This is a genomic window from Gillisella terrae (assembly GCF_004801395.1).
Taxonomy (GTDB): Bacteria; Pseudomonadota; Alphaproteobacteria; order Rhizobiales; family Rhizobiaceae; genus Allorhizobium; species Allorhizobium terrae.
This window is the reverse complement of record NZ_SSOA01000004.1, coordinates 332221-351048: the sequence shown is the minus strand read 5'-3', so window position 1 is coordinate 351048 and position 18828 is coordinate 332221. Positions and strand designations below refer to the sequence as shown.

Genomic DNA, 18828 nt, shown 5'->3' with positions numbered 1-18828 from the left:
AAGATAGCGACAAAAACATGGAAATGGCCCGAAACTTGGTCAGGAATGTCCTTCATGTCAGATTGTTCGGCAAGCGCCGTCATTGCCATTTCAAGTCACGTTGTTCGTGGCTCTGTTGGAAACCGTGCAGTGGTTTTTGCACTGGAGAGTCTGGGCTTTCCGGTTTGGGCCATGCCCACCGTGGTTTTGCCCTGGCATCCGGGGCATGGACCTTCAACCCGCATGACGTTTAATGACGACGTGTTTGAGAGCGCCATTGATGATCTGATTGCCGCGCCATGGCTGGGCGAGGTCAAGGCCGTCATCACCGGCTATTTTGGCAGTCCCCGGCAGCCTTTGGCTGTGGCGCGGCTGGTGTCGGCCCTGAAAGAGCGCAATCCCGATCTGGTCTATCTGTGCGATCCGGTGATTGGTGATCTTGGCGGGCTCTATGTGCCAGAGGCAATGGCAAAAGCCATCCGCGATCATCTGATTCCTCTGGCCGATATTGCTACGCCCAATCGCTATGAACTGGCATGGATGGCGGGGGCACCGCTGGAGACCAACAGCGCTATCATTGATGCGGCGCTTTCGCTTGGGCCTGCGCGCATGGCGGTGACATCGGCAGTGCCGATGATGGCGGGTAGCATCGGTAATTTGCTTTTGTCCAATCGCAATGCGCTTTTGGCGGAACATCGCTCCATGGATGGCGCTCCCAATGGCTTGGGCGATCTGTTTTCTGCCTTGCTGCTGGCCCGGTTGCTGGAAAAGCATGACGAGGAAAAAGCCCTGCAATTGGCAACAGCCAGTGTGTATGAGATCCTTGCCCGGTCGATGAAGCGGCAAAGCGATGAGCTGACGCTGGAGCAGGATCAATCCAGCCTGAAAACCCCCATGGCCCTGGTGCAGTTGCGGCGATTGTTGCACCCGGCCAGCAAGCCGGGTCGGTTGTAATCTCCAAAAATAGAAATTATAGATTTTATTGCCTTGTCAACCATGGTGCATTGCGGTAATCGACACACATGACACAGTTTCCTTCTTCGCTTTTGACCGGCTATCGCAATTTTATGAGTGGCCGTTACGTTGACGAGCGAGGGCGCTATCGCGCTCTGGCCGAGCAAGGGCAAAGTCCCCAGACCATGATTGTCGCCTGTTGCGACTCGCGCTCTGCGCCGGAAACCATTTTCGATTGCGGTCCCGGTGAATTGTTTGTGGTGCGCAATGTTGCCAATATGGTGCCGCCCTATGAGCCGGATGGCCAATATCACTCTACGTCAGCAGCGCTTGAATTTGCGGTGCAGTCGTTGAAGGTGAAAAATATCATCGTGATGGGCCATGGCCGCTGTGGCGGTATTCGGGCAGCACTGGATCCCAATGCAGAGCCGCTTTCGCCGGGCGATTTCATTGGAAAATGGATGAACCTCGTCAAGCCAGCGGCTGAACAGCTGCAAAACGCTTCGGTGATGACCGATGCTGAACGCCAGACGGCGATGGAGCGAATTTCAATCCGTAATTCCATCGAAAATCTGCGCACCTTCCCCTATGTGCGGGCGCTGGAAGAGGCGGGCGAGATTGCCATTCACGGGGCGTGGTTTGATATTTCCAATGGCGAATTGTGGGTGATGGATTCGGAGACCCGCGATTTCAAGCGGCTCGATCCTTGAGAAAGCCAATTATCGAAAAAGGCCGGCTTTGAAACCGGCCTTTTTTATGCTCGTTACTGCTGATCAATCTGCTTGCCGATATAGGCAATGGCCTGCTGATACACCACAGCGGCATTCCAGCCAGCGATGGCATTGAAATTTGGCTCACCTTGCTGATATCCAGCCCCTGCGCGCCAGCCATGGCCTTTGAGGAAATTGGCGGTCGAGGCCAGGGCATCGGCTCTCGAGCCGACCAGATCGATATGGCCATTGCCATCGCCATCAACCCCGTACAGCAACACGTTTTTCGGCAGGAACTGGGTTTGGCCCACTTCACCATGGGCAGCACCGCGCGATGAGCTGCTGAGTGTGCCATCGGCCACCAGTTTCAGCGCAGCATAAAGCTGGTCGGTAAAATATTCGGTGCGGCGGCAGTCAAAAGCAAGGGTTGCCACGGCCGACAGGGTGGGCTGGGTGCCCATATAGCTGCCAAAGCCGGTCTCCATGCCCCAGATGGCAATCAGCGGGCCAGCTGGCACACCGTAGCGGCGCTCGATGGAGGCAAAAAGTGCGGCATTGGCGCGCTTCATGGATTTGCCACGGCTGATGATGGCTGCACCGCCGCGCTTTTTCATAAACTCGTCAAACGACAGCTTGAAGCTTTTTTGGCCGCGGTCGGCACGAATGGTCGGGACATTGTATTGCACCCCGGTGAAGGCTCGGTCCAGAACAGAACGGCTGATGCCTTGGCCTTGTGCCTGCACTTTGAAATCAGCCACCCATTGCTCAAATCCGGCAGCGGTGCTGCTGCATTTAGGGGCTGCCGTGGCACTCTGGGCGGCGGCTGTGAGAGCTGTTGCGGCCACAAAAGCCAGTGCAAAAAACCGCGTAAGTCGCATCGATACCTCGTTTGGGGAAGGGGTGAGAGGGATGGGGAGTGAGCGCTGACAATGTCAGCCCCAAGCTTTTTTGTCATCTATCATGGAGCCGGTCTTTGCTTCCACACCAAGACGTGATCGCTCATCATGGAAAAGCGACCGAAGGTTTGCACCTTCGGTCGCGTCAAATCTCAAAAGCCTCAGGCTGCATTGGCCTTTGGTGCGATCAGACCGCGGTTGATCAGCAATTCAGCAATCTGAATGGCGTTCAGCGCCGCACCCTTGCGCAGGTTGTCGGAAACCACCCACATATTCAGGCCGTTTTCAACGGTCGCGTCTTCGCGGATACGCGAGATGTAGGTGGCATCTTCACCGGCGCATTCAACCGGGGTGATGTAGCCGCCGTCTTCACGCTTATCGATCACCAGGCAACCCGGTGCTTCGCGCAGGATATCGCGGGCCTGATCGGCAGAGATCTCGCTTTCAAACTCAATATTGACCGATTCCGAGTGGCCAATGAAAACAGGCACGCGCACGGCTGTGCAGGTCACCTTGATCTTCGGGTCGAGCATCTTCTTGGTTTCGGCCAAAACCTTCCATTCTTCCTTGGTGTAGCCGTCTTCCATGAAGCTATCGATGTGCGGAATCACGTTGAAAGCGATGCGCTTGGTGAACTTCTTGTTCTGAACCGGATCGGCAACAAACACCGCACGAGTCTGGGTAAACAGCTCGTCCATGCCTTCCTTGCCAGCGCCGGAAACCGACTGATAGGTGGAGACAACGAGACGCTTGATCTTGGCAAAATCATGCAACGGCTTCAAGGCCACAACCAGCTGGGCAGTCGAGCAATTGGGGTTGGCAATGATATTACGACGCTTGAAGGCTTCAATGGCGTCCGGGTTCACTTCCGGCACGATCAATGGCACATCCGCATCATAGCGCCAGGCGGAAGAATTATCGATGACCACGCAGCCTTGCGCGCCAATCTTGGGCGACCACTTTTGCGACACGGTGCCGCCAGCCGACATCAGGCAAATATCAGTATCGGAAAAATCGTAGTTTTCGAGGTTCTGAACCTTGAGAACCTTGTCGCCAAAAGACACTTCCGTGCCTTGCGAACGGGCCGAGGCCAAAGCCACGACTTCGCTGGCGGGAAAGCCGCGTTCAGCCAGAATATTCAGCATTTCCCGGCCTACATTGCCGGTGGCACCTGCTACTGCAACTTTGAAACCCATAATCTCGCTCTCTTTCTGTCTCTCCTCGGGGTGGTGGAGGGGGAGAACGCAGCTTTGCGCCCTTCCTTGTCCCCGGCCGTGCCGGGGAGAGAGCGGTGGCCAGAGACGTCAGACGGTTTTGGTCTTCGTTTTGGCCGTGGTTTTGGAAAGAAGAGAAAATGCCATGCATGGATCACTGCCGAGCACACCGGCATCATCTGCCAGTGCATTGGGGACAGCAATATCAAAGCTGAACGAAAGCATTCCACATTTCCTCTATCTCCCCTTGCCTTTAGCGTTTTTTCCGCATGTGTCAAGAAAAGTGCATCAATTTTGCCACCTGACGGCGCTTAAAATCGGCGCAGATGCACAAGAACATGCTAATGTATATTAGACGAAAGTCATGCGTCGAAAGCATATCTCTCCGTTTAAGTTAATTTCTGTCAGTTTAGAGAGAATTCGAGATCTTCGCATCAACCCTGGAGGAGAGGGGCGCGGTCTTCGGAGAGCTTGTTTTGGAGGAACAGCAATGGCAAATGTCTCAGTGTCTCGTGCCGCACCGCGCAGCATGACGCCGGAAGAGCGAAAGGTTATTTTTGCCTCGTCGCTCGGCACGGTTTTTGAGTGGTATGATTTCTATCTCTACGGTTCGCTTGCCATCTACATCGGGGCGACGTTTTTCTCGCAATATCCTGAAACCACGCGCAACATCTTTACGCTGCTGGCCTTTGCCGCTGGCTTTCTGGTGCGCCCGTTCGGGGCGCTGGTGTTTGGCCGTCTGGGCGATCTGGTTGGCCGCAAATATACGTTTCTGGTCACCATTTTGATCATGGGCGCATCGACCTTTCTGGTTGGTGTTCTGCCCGGTTCAGCCACCATCGGCATTGCCGCTCCCATCATTCTGATTGTGCTGCGCATGTTGCAAGGCCTGGCATTGGGCGGAGAGTATGGCGGGGCCGCAACCTATGTGGCCGAACACGCACCCCATGGCCGCCGTGGCTTTTACACCTCATGGATTCAAACCACTGCAACGCTGGGCCTGTTTTTGTCGCTGCTGATTATTCTCGGTATTCAGACCATCCTGGGCGCGGAGGCCTTTACCGCCTGGGGCTGGCGGGTTCCCTTCTTGCTGTCATCCATTCTGCTGGGCGTTTCGGTCTGGATTCGTATGCAGATGAACGAATCACCCGCCTTCAAGAAAATGAAGGAAGAGGGGACGCGCTCAAAAGCACCCCTGTCTGAAGCATTTGGCCAATGGAAAAATGCAAAATTTGCCCTTATCGCCCTGTTTGGTGCCGTTGCCGGTCAGGCTGTTGTCTGGTACGCCGGTCAGTTCTACGCGCTGTTTTTCTTGCAAAACGTGCTGAAGGTTGATGCGCAGGCTGCCAATATCATGGTGGCAATTGCTCTGGCGATTGGCACTATTTTCTTCGTGGTGTTTGGCTGGTTGTCCGACAAGATCGGCCGCAAACCTATCATCATGGCGGGTCTGCTGTTGGCCATGGTTACCTATTTCCCCTTGTTCAAGGCGATGACCTGGGCTGGCAATCCGGCTTTGGCGCAGGCACAAGACACCATCAAGGCCGTGGTAACGGCTGATCCAAAGGATTGTAATTTCCAGTTCAATCCGACAGGCACGGCTAAATTCACCACCTCTTGCGATATTGCTACAGCCCTTTTGACCAAGAATTCGGTGCCTTATGAAGTTGTGGCCGGGCCTGCTGGATCAACAGCAACCGTCAAGATCGGCGACAACCAGATCGAAAGCTATGATGCCGTTAAAGCGGCTGGCAATGCCAAGGCTCTCGACGCTGTGTTGCAAAAGAAAGTCAACATCGCCCTGCATGACAATGGCTATCCACTTGTGCGTGGCGCAGTGCGCGTACCAGACAGCAAGCTGGACGCTTTCATTGCCGCAAACCCTGAGCTGAAGCTGGATGCCGCCACTGTTCGGGCCGGTGCAAAAACCACGGTACCAACCGCAACGCTGGTGGGTGACAAGCTGCTCACGGCTGATGAAGCCGCCAAGGCCGCAATGCCGGATATGGCCGTCTACACCATTGCCAATGGCGGAGCCTTCAAAATGGTGGCTGATCCAGCACGGGTCAACTGGATCTCGCTGATTGCCATTCTGACAGTGCTGGTGATCTATGTGACCATGGTTTACGGGCCAATCGCCGCTATGCTGGTGGAAATGTTCCCAACCCGCATCCGCTATAGCGCCATGTCTTTGCCCTATCACATCGGCAACGGCTGGTTTGGTGGTCTGCTGCCAGCAACGGCCTTTGCCATGAGCGCCGCCAAGGGCGACATTTATTATGGTCTTTGGTATCCGATCGTCATCGCAGGCATCACCTTTGTCATCGGCATGATCTTCCTGAAGGAAACCAAGGACAATGATATTGATGGCTGAGTGAAGCTAGTCCCTGCACCGAAACCATGCCCGGAGCCAATTGCTCCGGGCATTTTCATGCCGGGTTGGCGCGCGGCGCTGTCGATGCTGCTGCGACTGGACTGTGCCATGATGTTGCTTCGCGGTTTTGCAACTTCTGCCTTAAAACCGGGCTTCCGTGTTCGTCTGTGCGGAAAACCAGACCGTAGCGGGCAAACAGACGGGCCATGATCCAGGCAAAGCCAGCGCCAAAGCATAGACCGGCGATGACATCACTGGGATAATGGGCACCAACCATAACCCGTGTCATGCCCAGCCACAGCGCCGTGATCGCAAACGGCAGGCGGTATTTTGGCGCAAGCAGTGCGGCAATCATGCAAAAGGCACCAATGGTTGTTGCATGGCCGGAAGGGAAGCTTTCAAAGCGCGCGCTGCCGGCAAATGGTGAGAAGTCCAATGGGCTTGAGTCCAGAAAGGCATGGGGCCTTGCCCGACCAATGGCTCTTTTGAGCAGATTTGCGCTCAAACCTGACAGCAGGATGGTGAGGAAGGCGTAGATGCCGATGCTGCTGATAAACAGTGCCTGGCAGCGGTGCCGGATCGTTGTGGCAAGATGGCAGGTTGCGCTGGCTTGAAGCACCAGAACAAGGCTGACCACCAGACACCAGTCGCATTCCCCAAACCGGGTGAACGTATTGGCAAGGGCCATCAGAATCGGGTCGCTGAGGTGGCCAGCAGCGCCGCTTGCGGCATCAAACACCAGGGCCACAAGCGGGATAAGGCTTGCAAGCGCAAGAATATGGCTGTCGATTTTTTGCTGGATGAGCAGGCGACAACGCCCAGGCTTTTGAAACCGCGCAAGAATCGCGTTCATTCATGTCCCCTTGCAAAATGACCCGATGCGGCAAGCGATTAGCAGGTCAATTTACAAGGCGTATGACGCCGCACCGCTCTTTTCACATTCTTTCAAGTTTGTCGTCCTGAGAGGGGTGAAGAGAGCGGTGCCGCAGAATTATGATTATTGCATCAAAGACTTGAATTCGGCGAGGATAGCATCGCCCATTTCAACGGTGCCAACCTGCTTGCAGCCTTCTGCCATAATGTCGCCAGTGCGAATGCCACGATCGAGCACGTTGGCAATGGCTTTTTCCAGCGCATCGGCCTGGGCAATTTCGCCAAAGGAATAGCGCAGACACATGGCAAAGGAAGCGATCATGGCGATTGGATTGGCAATGCCCTTGCCAGCAATGTCCGGTGCCGAGCCATGCACAGGCTCATACATGGCCTTGCGCTGGCCAGTCTTGCCATCTGGTGCGCCGAGCGAGGCGGATGGCAGCATGCCCAGCGAGCCGGTCAGCATGGAGGCAACGTCCGAAAGCATATCGCCAAACAGGTTGTCGGTGACAATCACGTCAAACTGCTTTGGCGCGCGCACCAGCTGCATGCCGCCAGCGTCCGCCAACATGTGTTCCAGCTTCACATCCGAGAACTTGGCCTTATGGAGTTCGGTCACCACCTGATTCCACAACACGCCCGATTTCATTACATTGCGCTTTTCCATCGAGCACACGGCGTTTTTACGGGTGCGAGCCAGCTCGAAAGCAACGGCGGAGATGCGCTCGATCTCATAGGTGTCGTACACCTGTGTATCGATGGCGCGCTTTTGGCCATTGCCAAGATCGGTGATGGTTTTTGGCTCGCCAAAATAAACGCCGCCCGTCAGCTCACGCACGATCAGAATGTCGAGACCTTCCACCAGCTCAGGCTTCAGGGATGAAGCCGAGGCAAGTGCCGGATAGCAAATCGCAGGGCGCAGGTTGGCAAACAGCTCAAGATCCTTGCGAAGGCGCAAGAGACCTGCTTCCGGGCGCACATCATAGGGCACGGCATCCCACTGCGGGCCACCAACGGCACCAAACAGCACGGCGTCTGCGGCCATGGCCTTGGCCATGTCGCCTTCAGAAATCGCCACGCCATGGGCGTCATAGGCGGAGCCGCCAACCAGACCTTCATCCGTCTCATAGCTGCCACCAAGCTCGGCATTCATGTAGGCGATGATCTTGCGAACTTCATTCATGGCTTCCGGCCCAATGCCGTCACCGGGAAGAAGGAAAAGCTTGCGGACTGTCATGAGCGTAAACCTCGTTAAAAAAGGGATTGGGGGCGTTTTATCGCTCGCCTCACGGCATTTCAAGGACAGAGCGGGCAGATGTGGTACGCATAAAGGCGGCAATTTCCATGAAAAAAGGCAGGTCGTGCGACCTGCCTTTGTTTTAATCTTTATTTTATCGGATCAGGCCCAAGGGCGGCTCTGTTCGTTGGTCTTCTCAAAGCTTGCGATGGATGAGGCTTTTTCGAGTGTGAGGCCAATGTCATCCAGACCGTTCAACATGCAATGACGGCGGAAAGCATCAATTTCGAAGCTGATGGTGCCGCCATCGGGGCCGGTGATTTCCTGGCTCTCCAGATCAACCGTCAACACGGCATTGGAGCCGCGCTGGGCATCATCCATCAGCTTTTCCAGCTCTTCCGGGCTGACCACGATGGGCAAAATGCCGTTCTTGAAACAGTTGTTGTAGAAAATATCGGCAAAGCTGGTGGAGATAACGCAGCGAATGCCGAAATCCAGCAAAGCCCAAGGCGCATGCTCACGCGAAGAGCCGCAGCCGAAATTATCGCCAGCAACCAGAATCTTGGCGTTCTGATAGGCAGGCTTGTTGAGCACGAAATCAGGGTTCACGGAACCATCGTCGAGATAGCGCGCTTCAGCAAACAGACCCTTGCCCAGACCTGTGCGCTTGATCGTCTTCAGGTAATCCTTCGGGATGATCATGTCGGTGTCGATATTGACGACCGGCAAGGGTGCTGCAACCCCGGTGAGTTTGGTGAATTTATCCATTGACGTGACCTTCGCTCGGCGTGACGGAACAATTTTCCTCCGCATAGCGGAAAATCCTCTGGATTTGAAGGAGAAACTTACAAACCCGCTTGCATAATTCTTTAAACCGGGTTCGGTTTAAAGAAAAAATTACGCAGCACTTATAAAGAGCTACAGCGAACCTTACTGCGCCATATTTGGCGCACGGCGCTGTAAGCAAGCACACCTTACATATCGATGATCGTGCCGCGCCCGTCGTTCCAAACGCGCATGGGCTTGGCCTCATCGCGGCGGCGAGCATGGACAGGTACCGGCTTTTGCCTGAGCGTCAACATGCGCCATGCCAGTGTCGCGCTCAAGATCGCACCTGCAATCAATGTTATGGACACGGTCAAAACCGCTGTTGCCATCAAAGCCACGACACCGAGACTAACCAATCCGAAAACACGAAGATTTTGCATGATGATAATCCTTTCATGATCACAAGGTGGGACTTCTCCTGAGGGGTTACAAGGGGTAATAAAGTCGCATGTCTTGTCGCAGCCTTTCAAAAATCATAGGTCATGTCGATGTTCCGTGCCGCTCCATCTGCGCGCTTGCGCCGCTCCATCCTCAGCGTTCCTGCTATCAATCAGCGCGCATTGGAGAAATCGCTGTCTTTGGAGTGCGATGGCATCATCTTTGATCTCGAAGATTCGGTGGCAACCGACAGGAAAGACGAGGCTAGAGATAATCTCCGCCAGCTGTTTGAACACGAGGATTTGAATGGCCGTGAGGCGATTATCCGCATCAATGGCAGCAACACGCCCTTCATTGCTGCTGATCTCGAATTGGTTCGGGCGTGCCAACCCGACGCTGTTTTGTTGCCCAAAACCGAGCAGCCGGAGGAGTTGGCGGCATTGCGCCAAACGGTGGACACGGGTGTGCGCCTCTGGGCGATGATTGAAACACCGAAGGCGATTTTGAATGCGCATCACATTGCAGCAATGACCTCTGATCTGGGTTTGGACTGTCTGGTGGTGGGGCTGAATGACTTGCGCAAGGAAACCCGCGTGCCTGCTGAGCCTTCACGGCAATTTCTCATTCCATGGTTGATGCAGGTAGTGTTGGCCGCCCGCGCCTATGGTCTGGATGTGATTGATAGCGTGTCCAATGATTTCAAAGACCTTGCGGCCTTCGGTGCCGAGTGCGGGCAGGGGGCGGCCATGGGCTTTGATGGCAAGATGCTGATCCATCCCGCGCAAATTGCGGCTGCCAATTCTCATTTCGGCCCGTCGGATGCTGAGATTGCCGATGCCCGCGCTCTTGTGGCTGCTTTTGCGGCACCCGAGGCGGCGCATCTCAATATCATCAACCAGAATGGCCGGATGATCGAACGTCTCCATGCAGAACAGGCAGAGCGCCTGCTTTCAAAAATGTCACTCCTGAACAGCAGACTTGACCATAGAAAGGTTTAACCCCATGAAAGTTTATCGTTTTTTGACCGGACCGGATGATGCATCCTTTTGCCATCGTGTGACGGATGCCCTGAACAAGGGTTGGGAACTGGCAGGATCACCGACTCTGTCCTTCAACCATGCCACAAACACGATGTATTGCGGCCAGCCGGTTGTGAAGACCGTGCATGGCAAAGACTATGATCCGTCGATGAAACTTGGCGAACAATAATATCGGATCTGAAATATCGGGTCTGGGGTCGCGGCGCAGGCGGCCCCTTTCGCACCTCATTTGACGTTTGCAAAGTGCTGGCATTTCTGAGTTGTTTTATTTTTTCCAATTCTCGTCTGCATTTACTTGTCATTCTTGAATTGGGGCTAATGTGTGCGCATATCGCTCCCGTGAGGTGTTTTCGTGCACGCAGTTTTAAAGACACATTCGACCCGAGGGTCTCGCTCTGATTTTGAGGTCAAACTCACAACAGCGCACTCCCGTCTTGAAAAGTCATTCCTTGAAGGCGGTGCTGTTCTGGTATCGGTTGTCGAAATCCTGAATGGCCTGGTCGAGAGCCTTGATCAGCTGACGGGTGTTCTGGATGGCAAGACGGCCTCGGAAACGGTGAAGGGTCTGCGGCGTACCGTGTCGGATCTCTCCCTTTTGCCAGAGCGGGCAATTGCGCGGCAAACATCGTTTGATCGCATTTTGAGCCTCTGCGCCTCCACGTCATCACATGTCGAAGAAATGCGCGAGACGATCCGTTATCTGCGCACATTTGCGATTACGGTGAAAATCACCGGCGCGGGGTTGGATGAATTTTCGGGTTTTGCTGATGAAATCCGTGAGCGTATTCAATCGGGTGCGGAAGAAATTGATCGTTTTGCTGATAAATTGGCCCATATGCGCGGCCAGCTGGACACGGCGCGGGCGTTTTCTGACAGCATTTTGACCGATTTTAGAAAAACAATTCCCACCATTGTCAGCTCGCTCAACACCAGCTCTGAACAATTGGCAGCCCAACATCAGGCGATGATTACCATTGCCAATGATGTAAAGTCGGTCACTCGCAATATTCAAGCCAAAGTTGGCACAGTTTTGTCTGCATTGCAGATTGGCGACATCACCCGACAGCGGATTGAGCATGTGCAAACCATGTTCCAATGCCTTGAAGAGTTTCTAGCCCAGGGCAACGTGCGGGATCCGGTTCTGGCCAATGGCATCCGGCAGGCAGTGGCCCATCTGGCCCATGCGCAGTTGCAGGAATCTCTCGACGATTTCCGCATGAAATGCAGTGCCATTTTTGCCAATCTGTCGAGCTTCACCAGTGATGCTGCTCATGTTCTGTCTCTGCGTGACGACCTTAATAAATCGGGCGGTAGTGCCGAGCATAGCGTTTTGCGCAAGATGGAGTCCGATATCACCCATGCGTGTTCTCTCTCCAATCGCGTTCAGGATCGCTCGCAAGAATCTGACTCATTTGTAAGTTCCGTCACCGAATCCGCTCAAGCGCTGCTGGCCGGGATTGAGACCATCCGCTCGATCAAGACCGACATTCATTATATGGCGCTCAATTCCAACCTGCGGTGTTCGCGCCTGGGTGATGCGGGCCGATCGGTCAATGTTGTCAGCGGCGAATTGCGCACCTTTGCGGCGAAGCTTGAAACGCCAGCCGATGCGATTGTCGAAGACATGCGCGATGTCGAGGAAGAAACGGCTGCTTTGTCGCGCGATGACAGTGATGATATCAGCCATATCCACGAACCGCTCAATGAAGCACTGGGCGCTATTCAAGGCGTGTCTGCCGATATGGATAAGGGACTTGAGGCTTTCGGCTCTGAAGGGCAGATTGTTTTCAATCGCATCAGTGCAGCGGTTACCACCCTTGATTTTGAGAGGGAACTCGGCGGCTTGCTGTCAGAGTGCCTGGAGATTGCCGATCGCTCACGCGGCGAGTTGCTGCCGGTTGATGCTATTTCGGCTATCGCCCAGCCGCTCAGTCAGCAGATCTATGCCATTTACACCATGTCGCAAGAGCGTGACATCCACTTGCGCTTTTTGCCGATCGGTGAGGGCTTTGTGGCTGGGGCAACAGCAACAAGCTCTGCTGCGGCCGATGACGATGATCTTTTTGCCGATGCTTTGTTCTAAAGCATGTCGCGTTTTATTGTCCTCAATAAAACGATAACGCACATGCGACACAACAAGAGATTAAAGCCCTTCGCAGTGATCCTATTCACTGCGAAGGGCTTTACAGCGCCTCTCACCATGTATGGCGCACAAAGAACGCTGTGACACTTTTAAGCTGCTGCATAATTTTCACCTTAAATCGATTCCGATTTAAGGAATTATGCAGTAGAGCATCGTGCAGAAAATTGGAATCCACAGTACACGACGCATAGGTTTTACCGTATAGCTCACCCCCCTCTGCCCTGCCGGGCATCTCCCCCACAAGGAGGGAGATCGACAAAAGCAGCCCTATTGCTCAACAGCATACGTCCCATGTGTCGGAAATCACGAGTTCATTGTGAGAAACGAGCGGGAGCGCCTATCCGATCTCCCTCCTTGTGGGGGAGATGGCTGGCAAGCCAGAAGGGGGTAAACGGCACATAAAGGCGTTTGTGTCGGGTAGTATGATTGGAATCAGCCCGATGCTCTATTGCATAATTCTTTAAACCCGAATCGGTTTAAAGATAAAATTATGCAACAGAAATAAAGAGCTACAGCGAACCTTTGTGCGCCATATATGGCGCACGGCGCTGTAAGCTTTTGTTTCCGCATCGGATTTATCTGAAGACCGGTTCCCACTTTTCAGCCGATGTTCTAGATCTGCTGCATAATTTTCACCCTAAATCGATTCCGATTTAAGAAATTATGCATCAGCATTGAGCAGCAGGCACAAAAAAACCCGGCATTGCCGGGTTTTTTGTTGCTCATGAATGTCAAGCTTATGCAGCTTCTTCCTGAGCGTCTTCTTCTTCCACGGTCTTGCCGCGCTTTGGGCCTTTGGCAAGATTAACTTCGACCATACGAACAGCCTCGGTCTCCGACATTTTATTGACGGCGGCGATTTCACGCGCCATGCGGTCGAGGGCTGCTTCATAAAGCTGACGCTCGGAGTAAGATTGCTCCGGCTGATGCTCTGCGCGGTAGAGGTCACGCACGACTTCTGCGATGGAAATCAGATCGCCGGAATTGATCTTTGCATCATATTCCTGCGCACGGCGCGACCACATGGTGCGCTTAACACGTGCTTTGCCCTGGACGACTTTCAATGCGCGCTCAACGAAATCCGTCTCGGAAAGCTTGCGCATACCAATGGTGACAGCCTTGGTGACTGGCACTTTCAAACGCATTTTATCCTTGTCAAAATCGATTACAAAAAGCTCTAGCTTCATGCCCGCGACTTCTTGCTCTTCGATTGCGGTGATCGTACCGACACCATGAGCCGGATAGACAATCGCCTCACCGGTCTTGAAGCCCTGACGCGTTGAAGATTTTTTCTGCTGGGTCGTCATTCGCTTTAAAAACTCCCTGTTACTGTATCGACATCAGCCGACACCGGGCCGGACGGTCCGGATAAGACGGGGGAACCGTCGGGTGACACCATGCTGGTCCAACCAAAACAAGACAAAAATCATTCAATCAGCGACCTAACCGGCGAGGTTGAATTGTCACAGATTAAACTTGAGCGGATTTTTTGGCTTTCGTGGTAGGTTTGGGCACAAAAATGCCCTAACGGTGGAACAGTTTTAGAGGTGTAGCATAAAAATGTGAGGAAATCAATGTTTTGCTACCCAATCGCGTCTTGACGGTTGAGTTCTTTGGTCGGTAGGCGATTCTTCACGCGCGTTTTTGCAAATCGTGTGATTCTTTTTGTCTCAAATTTTATAAATAACTGAATTTGCTATATTATTTTTATTTTTCTGATTCGATTACAGATCTGTATATAGTCATACGACTACATGTGCAAAATGTAAAATATTCTTTTGTTGTGAAAAAACGCATAGCAGCTGTCACAAAATCACAAGCTTGCCAAAGTTAGCAGCATGGCCATTTGCGAATTATTCGCAAAAATTTTGTAAGACACGCGCAAGAGAGCGCCGCCAACGCTTTGTCGACGAATATTGAAGGCATCGGAGCAAAAGCCGATGCCAATCTTCAAGGACTTCGGTTGCCGCACGTCGCTGGAAAGCGGCAATCTTTCCAACAAAGCGTTTTCTCAACGGCGCGCGAATGAACTCAATCGCCAGCGCCGGGCTTTTCCGAGAAGTAAAGCTCGAACTTGCCTTCAACGCCATCCATTTCCTTGGCTTCTGGCAAGGCATCACGCTTGGTGGTGATGTTAGGCCAGCTTTGGGCATAGTCAGCATTGATCTTTAGCCACTTGTCCAGACCTGGTTCGGTGTCTGGCTTGATGGCTTCGGCAGGACATTCAGGTTCGCAAACGCCGCAATCGATGCATTCATCCGGGTTGATCACCAGAAAATTTTCGCCTTCATAAAAGCAGTCAACCGGGCACACTTCCACGCAATCTGTATATTTGCAGCGTATGCAGTTGTCGGTCACGATATACGTCATGCGGTACTCCAGAGGTCTCTAGAATGGCCTTGTTTGGGCAAATCACTTTTCGAAAGAAATGCTTTGCGCCAAGGGCGGCGCACACATTTTCCACACGGCAGTGAGCTAATGCTTTCTGCGCGTGTTAGCAAGAATAAATCATCCCTAAGCCTGTCCCGGTGGGGTAGAATTTCCTAAAACCAATCTCTCATGCTGTGAAAGGGCGAAGCGTGCTCGCCTTGATCCGGTAAATGCACCGGGCTTTAATCATCGCTGTCCATCAAGCGATCCAGCAATCGGCGGTCGCGCTTGGTTGGGCGTCCGGCACCGGGCTCTCTTTGGGCGTTTGCACCACTCAAAAAGGGATCGCGCGGTTCAGGAGGGGGAGAAATGTCCTCATAGAGCAGCTTGGCCTCCTCATAGGGACCGCGCCGCTCACCGGGCTTTTGCACAATCAGAATCAGATCCCGGTGATGCAGTTTGATCTCAACCCGATCTCCGGGGCGAACCACAGCGCTGGGCTGGCGGATTTTCTGGCCATTGATGGTGACATGGCCAGAGGAGATTTCGCTTTGCGCAAGCGTACGCGATTTGGTTACGCGGGCAAAAAACAGCCACTTATCGATTCGCTGAGGCGCACCTGAAAGTGGCTGTTTGTCGTTCATGGCTTACTTCTTCATCTGCTCCTTGAGAGCGGCCAGCTTGGCGAAAGGCGAATCCGGGTCTACCGGCTTTTCCTTGCGAGGTGGCTTGGCTTCAAAGCGCTGCGGCTGGGCCGGCTTTGTATCGCGGTCCTTGCGTGGGCCACGGTCATTGCGATCACCGCGGGGTGCGGATTTGTCGCGCTGGCCGTCGCGATCACGTGGCTTGCCATTGTGGCCGCCGTCGCGGCGTCTGTCTTCACGCGGCGCGCCATCGCGTTGGCCCTCTGCACGACCTTCGGCCTTTTGCTCCGAGCGTGCCGCCTGATTGCCACCGTTGTTGCGGCGCTCACCTTGGCGAACAGGGCGCTGATTGTCGTTACGACCACCTGGACGCCACAACAGCACAGGCTTTGGCTCAACCGGTACCTCTGGTGTGGCCAAAAGCTCGGCGGCGGGCGCTGGCACAGGCGCTTCATCTGTGGCTGTAGCCTCCTGCTCAGTGGATGGCTCTTCCTTGGCTGTGTCTGCCTCGGTCGCTTCTTCGATAACAGCGGCGGCGTCAGCACCCTTTTCTGCGTTTTCAGCAGCGAGGAACGCAGCAGCTTCTTCCGGCTTCACGGCATCGGCGCGATAACCAAGGCCCTTCAGGATTTCTTCCATGTCATCAGGTGTGGCACCCAGAATGGACAGCATCGCCGTGGTTGTTGTGAAGCGGCGGCCGTCATAGGCCCCATCCGGGCGCGGACCTGCGCCGGGCTTCCATTGCAACAGCGGACGAATCAGATCGGCCAGACGCTCAAGAATGTCGATGCGCACAGCCCGCTTGCCAAGGAAGCGGAAACCCGCCAGCTTGTAGAAATTGCGCTCAAAGCTGGGGTCGGTGACAACCGATGTGCGGCCAGCGGCCAGAACCGGAATAAGTTCGCCAAAGCCCGGCTTGTCCAGACCGTCATTTTTCAAGGCCCACAGCAGCGTGATCAATTCGGCAGGGGCCGGCTTGAGCAGGGTTGGCATGAAAATGTGGTAAGCGCCAAAGCGCACACCGTAGCGACGCATGGAGGCGCGTGCATCCTGATCCAGCGACTTGACCTCTTCCGTCACATCGCGGCGGAAGAGAATGCCGAGGCTTTCAACCAGCTGAAAGGCCAAACCCTTGGACAGGCCCTGCAAATCTTCGGCGCGGGACAAATCATCCAGAGGCTTCAGAATGGTCGAGATATGGTGATTGACGAAGCGTTCAATGCGGGCAACCACGTGGTCGCGGGCATTGCCGGTCAATTGCTCATCGGCCAGCAGGATAACCCGCGGGCGCATGACATGATCCGAGCCAACCAGACGGGCAACCGGATCACCAAGCCAACGCACCAGGCCATCGGAGCCAAGGGCAATGTCATTATTGCCCGAGGCGTGCAATCTAGCCGCACGTGCCTCAAACTCCAGACCAAGGGCTTTTTGGGCAGCAGTTTGCACTGCCTTTGCATCAGGCCCTTCTGTTCCAGAAATCGGCGTAAACCGGAATCCGGAGAGTTGGCCCACGTGATGTCCCTCTACGAACACATCACCGTTTACACTGATTTCTGCTTCCAGCATCGCATTCTCTCTCAACCGCTTCATGAGCACAGATGTCCTGCGATCAACAAAGCGTTTCGTCAACCTCTCATGTAACGCATCAGACAATCGATCTTCGATTTCCCGCGTCTTTTCTTGCCAGTGTGTCGGATCGGCAAGCCAACCTGGCCTGTTTGACACATAAGTCCAAGTTCGTATCTGCGCAATCCGCGCAGAAAGCGTATCTATTTCCCCATCCGTCCGATCGGACCTTCGCACCTGTTCGGCCATGAAATCCGCGTTTACAGTACCGTGTCGCGCGAGATCCGAATAGAGGGTGAGGATAAGATCTGCATGTTGTGCCGGGGTTATTCGCCGATAATCGGGCAAGGCACAAGCATCCCACAGCAAAGATACCCGCTCTGGCGTGTTCGCAAGGTCTTGCACCTCGGGATAGCGCGCCAGAAATTCCAGTGCCTGCTGATCGATGGCGGGCAGGGCGCGCGCAAGGCCCGGCACCCTCGGTGGCGCATCCAGACTGCGCAGCAGATTGGTAATGGATGAAAAATCAAAATGCGGCGTGCGCCATTGCAGCACTTTCACCGCATCAAACTCATGGGCTTGGAGCCGTTCCACCAATTCCGGATCAAACGGATCGACCCGCCCCGTGACCCCAAACGTGCCGTCTTTCAGGTGTCGCCCGGCGCGTCCGGCAATCTGGCCCAGCTCGCCTGCATTGAGATTGCGAAATTGATAGCCGTCGAATTTGCGGTCTTGCGCAAAAGCGACATGATCGACATCAAGGTTCAGCCCCATGCCGATGGCATCCGTTGCCACCAGATATTCGACATCGCCGGATTGATAGAGGCCAACTTGCGCATTGCGGGTGCGCGGGCTGAGTGCGCCCAGCACCACGGCGGCCCCGCCGCGCTGGCGGCGGATCAGTTCGGCAATGGAATAGACCTCATCGGCAGAAAAAGCGACAATGGCGCTGCGCTGCGGCAGCCGGGTGATTTTTTTCTCACCCGCATAAAACAGTTGCGAGAGGCGCGGGCGCTCAATGACGGTGATGCCGGGCAACAATTGCTGCAAGATTGGCTTCATCGTGCCGGAGCCAAGCAGCAGGGTTTCTTCCCGGCCGCGCAGGTTCAGCAAGCGGTCGGTGAAAATATGTCCGCGTTCCAGATCACCTGCAAGTTGAATTTCATCAATGGCAACAAAGGCAACTTTGGTTTCGCGCGGCAGCGCCTCAACCGTGCAGACCGAATATTTGGCTTTGGGCGGGGTGATCTTTTCTTCACCGGTGATCAGCGAGACATTGTTTGCGCCAACGCGCTCAACCAATCGCGTGTAAACCTCACGCGCCAGCAATCGCAAGGGCAGGCCAATCATACCCGATCCATGGGCAATCATGCGCTCAATGGCGTAATGGGTTTTGCCCGTATTGGTCGGCCCCAGCACAGCAATCACGCTGCGACCGCTCAGGATCATGGGTTGCGAAGTCAAATACACGCTCCGGACTGCACTTTTCACAGATGCGGCCGTTACAACCACCATCCGCTGCAACACATGGCGATGCGGGGCGCGAAACGCAAGGAAAGAATTGAAGGGGGCGATGCTTTTTAACCAGATCGATGGTTTCAAAGCCGATTTCCGGCGGT

At 54.3% G+C, this 18828-nt stretch carries 17 protein-coding genes; 6 read left to right on the top strand and 11 right to left on the bottom strand.

All coding sequences use genetic code 11. The features are described from left to right. The first annotated feature begins 54 nt into the window (after positions 1-54). The gene (pdxY, locus tag E6C51_RS11175) at positions 55-933 is read left to right on the top strand and encodes a pyridoxal kinase PdxY (RefSeq protein WP_190235977.1); all 879 of its coding nucleotides are present in this window, start codon (positions 55-57) and stop codon (positions 931-933) included. Positions 934-1001: 68 nt separating this feature from the next. Next, positions 1002-1643: a carbonic anhydrase gene (locus tag E6C51_RS11170; RefSeq protein ID WP_190235976.1), complete on the top strand. Its 642-nt coding sequence runs from the start codon at positions 1002-1004 to the stop codon at positions 1641-1643. A 53-nt stretch (positions 1644-1696) separates the two neighbouring features. Here E6C51_RS11170 and E6C51_RS11165 read toward each other — a convergent pair whose 3' ends face one another. The 3 genes from E6C51_RS11165 to E6C51_RS20225 all read right to left on the bottom strand — a co-directional run bounded on the left by E6C51_RS11165 (position 1697) and on the right by E6C51_RS20225 (position 3978). Beyond that, entirely contained in the window at positions 1697-2521 is an 825-nt protein-coding gene (locus E6C51_RS11165) for a lytic murein transglycosylase (RefSeq protein ID WP_190235975.1), read from the bottom strand. A gap of 179 nt (positions 2522-2700) precedes the next feature. Further along, complete coding sequence (locus tag E6C51_RS11160; RefSeq protein ID WP_190235974.1) at positions 2701-3735, bottom strand: aspartate-semialdehyde dehydrogenase; 1035 nt, start codon at positions 3733-3735, stop codon at positions 2701-2703. Between the two features lie 108 nt (positions 3736-3843). After that, on the bottom strand, positions 3844-3978 hold the full coding sequence (locus E6C51_RS20225) for a hypothetical protein (protein WP_269141825.1): 135 nt from the start codon (positions 3976-3978) through the stop codon (positions 3844-3846). Positions 3979-4243: 265 nt separating this feature from the next. On the opposite strand from E6C51_RS20225, the gene E6C51_RS11155 reads away from it, so the two are divergent. Continuing rightward, entirely contained in the window at positions 4244-6127 is a 1884-nt protein-coding gene (locus tag E6C51_RS11155; RefSeq protein ID WP_190235973.1) for an MFS transporter, read from the top strand. A 55-nt stretch (positions 6128-6182) separates the two neighbouring features. Here E6C51_RS11155 and E6C51_RS11150 read toward each other — a convergent pair whose 3' ends face one another. From E6C51_RS11150 to E6C51_RS11135, 4 genes are all read right to left on the bottom strand, one after another. Next, complete coding sequence (locus tag E6C51_RS11150) at positions 6183-6980, bottom strand: phosphatase PAP2 family protein (protein ID WP_190235972.1); 798 nt, start codon at positions 6978-6980, stop codon at positions 6183-6185. A gap of 144 nt (positions 6981-7124) precedes the next feature. Continuing rightward, positions 7125-8237 carry a 3-isopropylmalate dehydrogenase gene (leuB, locus tag E6C51_RS11145; protein WP_146934038.1) on the bottom strand — a complete coding sequence of 371 codons (1113 nt, stop codon included), beginning with the start codon at positions 8235-8237 and terminating at the stop codon, positions 7125-7127. A 162-nt stretch (positions 8238-8399) separates the two neighbouring features. Further along, positions 8400-9005, bottom strand: a complete 606-nt coding sequence (gene leuD, locus E6C51_RS11140; protein ID WP_146934041.1) for a 3-isopropylmalate dehydratase small subunit — start codon at positions 9003-9005, stop codon at positions 8400-8402. Positions 9006-9211: 206 nt separating this feature from the next. Continuing rightward, positions 9212-9445: a hypothetical protein gene (locus tag E6C51_RS11135; protein WP_230987201.1), complete on the bottom strand. Its 234-nt coding sequence runs from the start codon at positions 9443-9445 to the stop codon at positions 9212-9214. Between the two features lie 108 nt (positions 9446-9553). Here E6C51_RS11135 and E6C51_RS11130 point away from each other — a divergent pair, with 108 nt between their 5' ends. The 3 genes from E6C51_RS11130 (at position 9554) to E6C51_RS11120 (ending at position 12566) form a co-directional block, all read left to right on the top strand. Beyond that, positions 9554-10441 (top strand): HpcH/HpaI aldolase/citrate lyase family protein, encoded by an 888-nt coding sequence (locus tag E6C51_RS11130; protein ID WP_230987198.1) that lies wholly within the window; start codon positions 9554-9556, stop codon positions 10439-10441. Between the two features lie 4 nt (positions 10442-10445). Continuing rightward, on the top strand, positions 10446-10652 hold the full coding sequence (locus tag E6C51_RS11125; RefSeq protein WP_146934047.1) for a DUF1737 domain-containing protein: 207 nt from the start codon (positions 10446-10448) through the stop codon (positions 10650-10652). Positions 10653-10835: 183 nt separating this feature from the next. Continuing rightward, a complete protein-coding gene (locus tag E6C51_RS11120; RefSeq protein WP_190235970.1) occupies positions 10836-12566 on the top strand; it encodes a chemotaxis protein in 1731 nt (576 codons plus the stop codon). A 797-nt stretch (positions 12567-13363) separates the two neighbouring features. Here the strand turns inward: E6C51_RS11120 and E6C51_RS11115 are convergent. The 4 genes from E6C51_RS11115 to E6C51_RS11100 form a co-directional block, all read right to left on the bottom strand. Continuing rightward, entirely contained in the window at positions 13364-13933 is a 570-nt protein-coding gene (locus E6C51_RS11115; protein WP_075641335.1) for a CarD family transcriptional regulator, read from the bottom strand. A gap of 724 nt (positions 13934-14657) precedes the next feature. Next, a complete protein-coding gene (fdxA, locus tag E6C51_RS11110) occupies positions 14658-14996 on the bottom strand; it encodes a ferredoxin FdxA (RefSeq protein ID WP_146934053.1) in 339 nt (112 codons plus the stop codon). 242 nt (positions 14997-15238) lie between these two features. Then, positions 15239-15640, bottom strand: a complete 402-nt coding sequence (locus tag E6C51_RS11105) for an RNA-binding S4 domain-containing protein (RefSeq protein WP_190235969.1) — start codon at positions 15638-15640, stop codon at positions 15239-15241. A 3-nt stretch (positions 15641-15643) separates the two neighbouring features. Further along, the gene (locus E6C51_RS11100) at positions 15644-18679 is read right to left on the bottom strand and encodes a helicase-related protein (protein ID WP_190235968.1); all 3036 of its coding nucleotides are present in this window, start codon (positions 18677-18679) and stop codon (positions 15644-15646) included. Positions 18680-18828 lie beyond the last annotated feature (149 nt).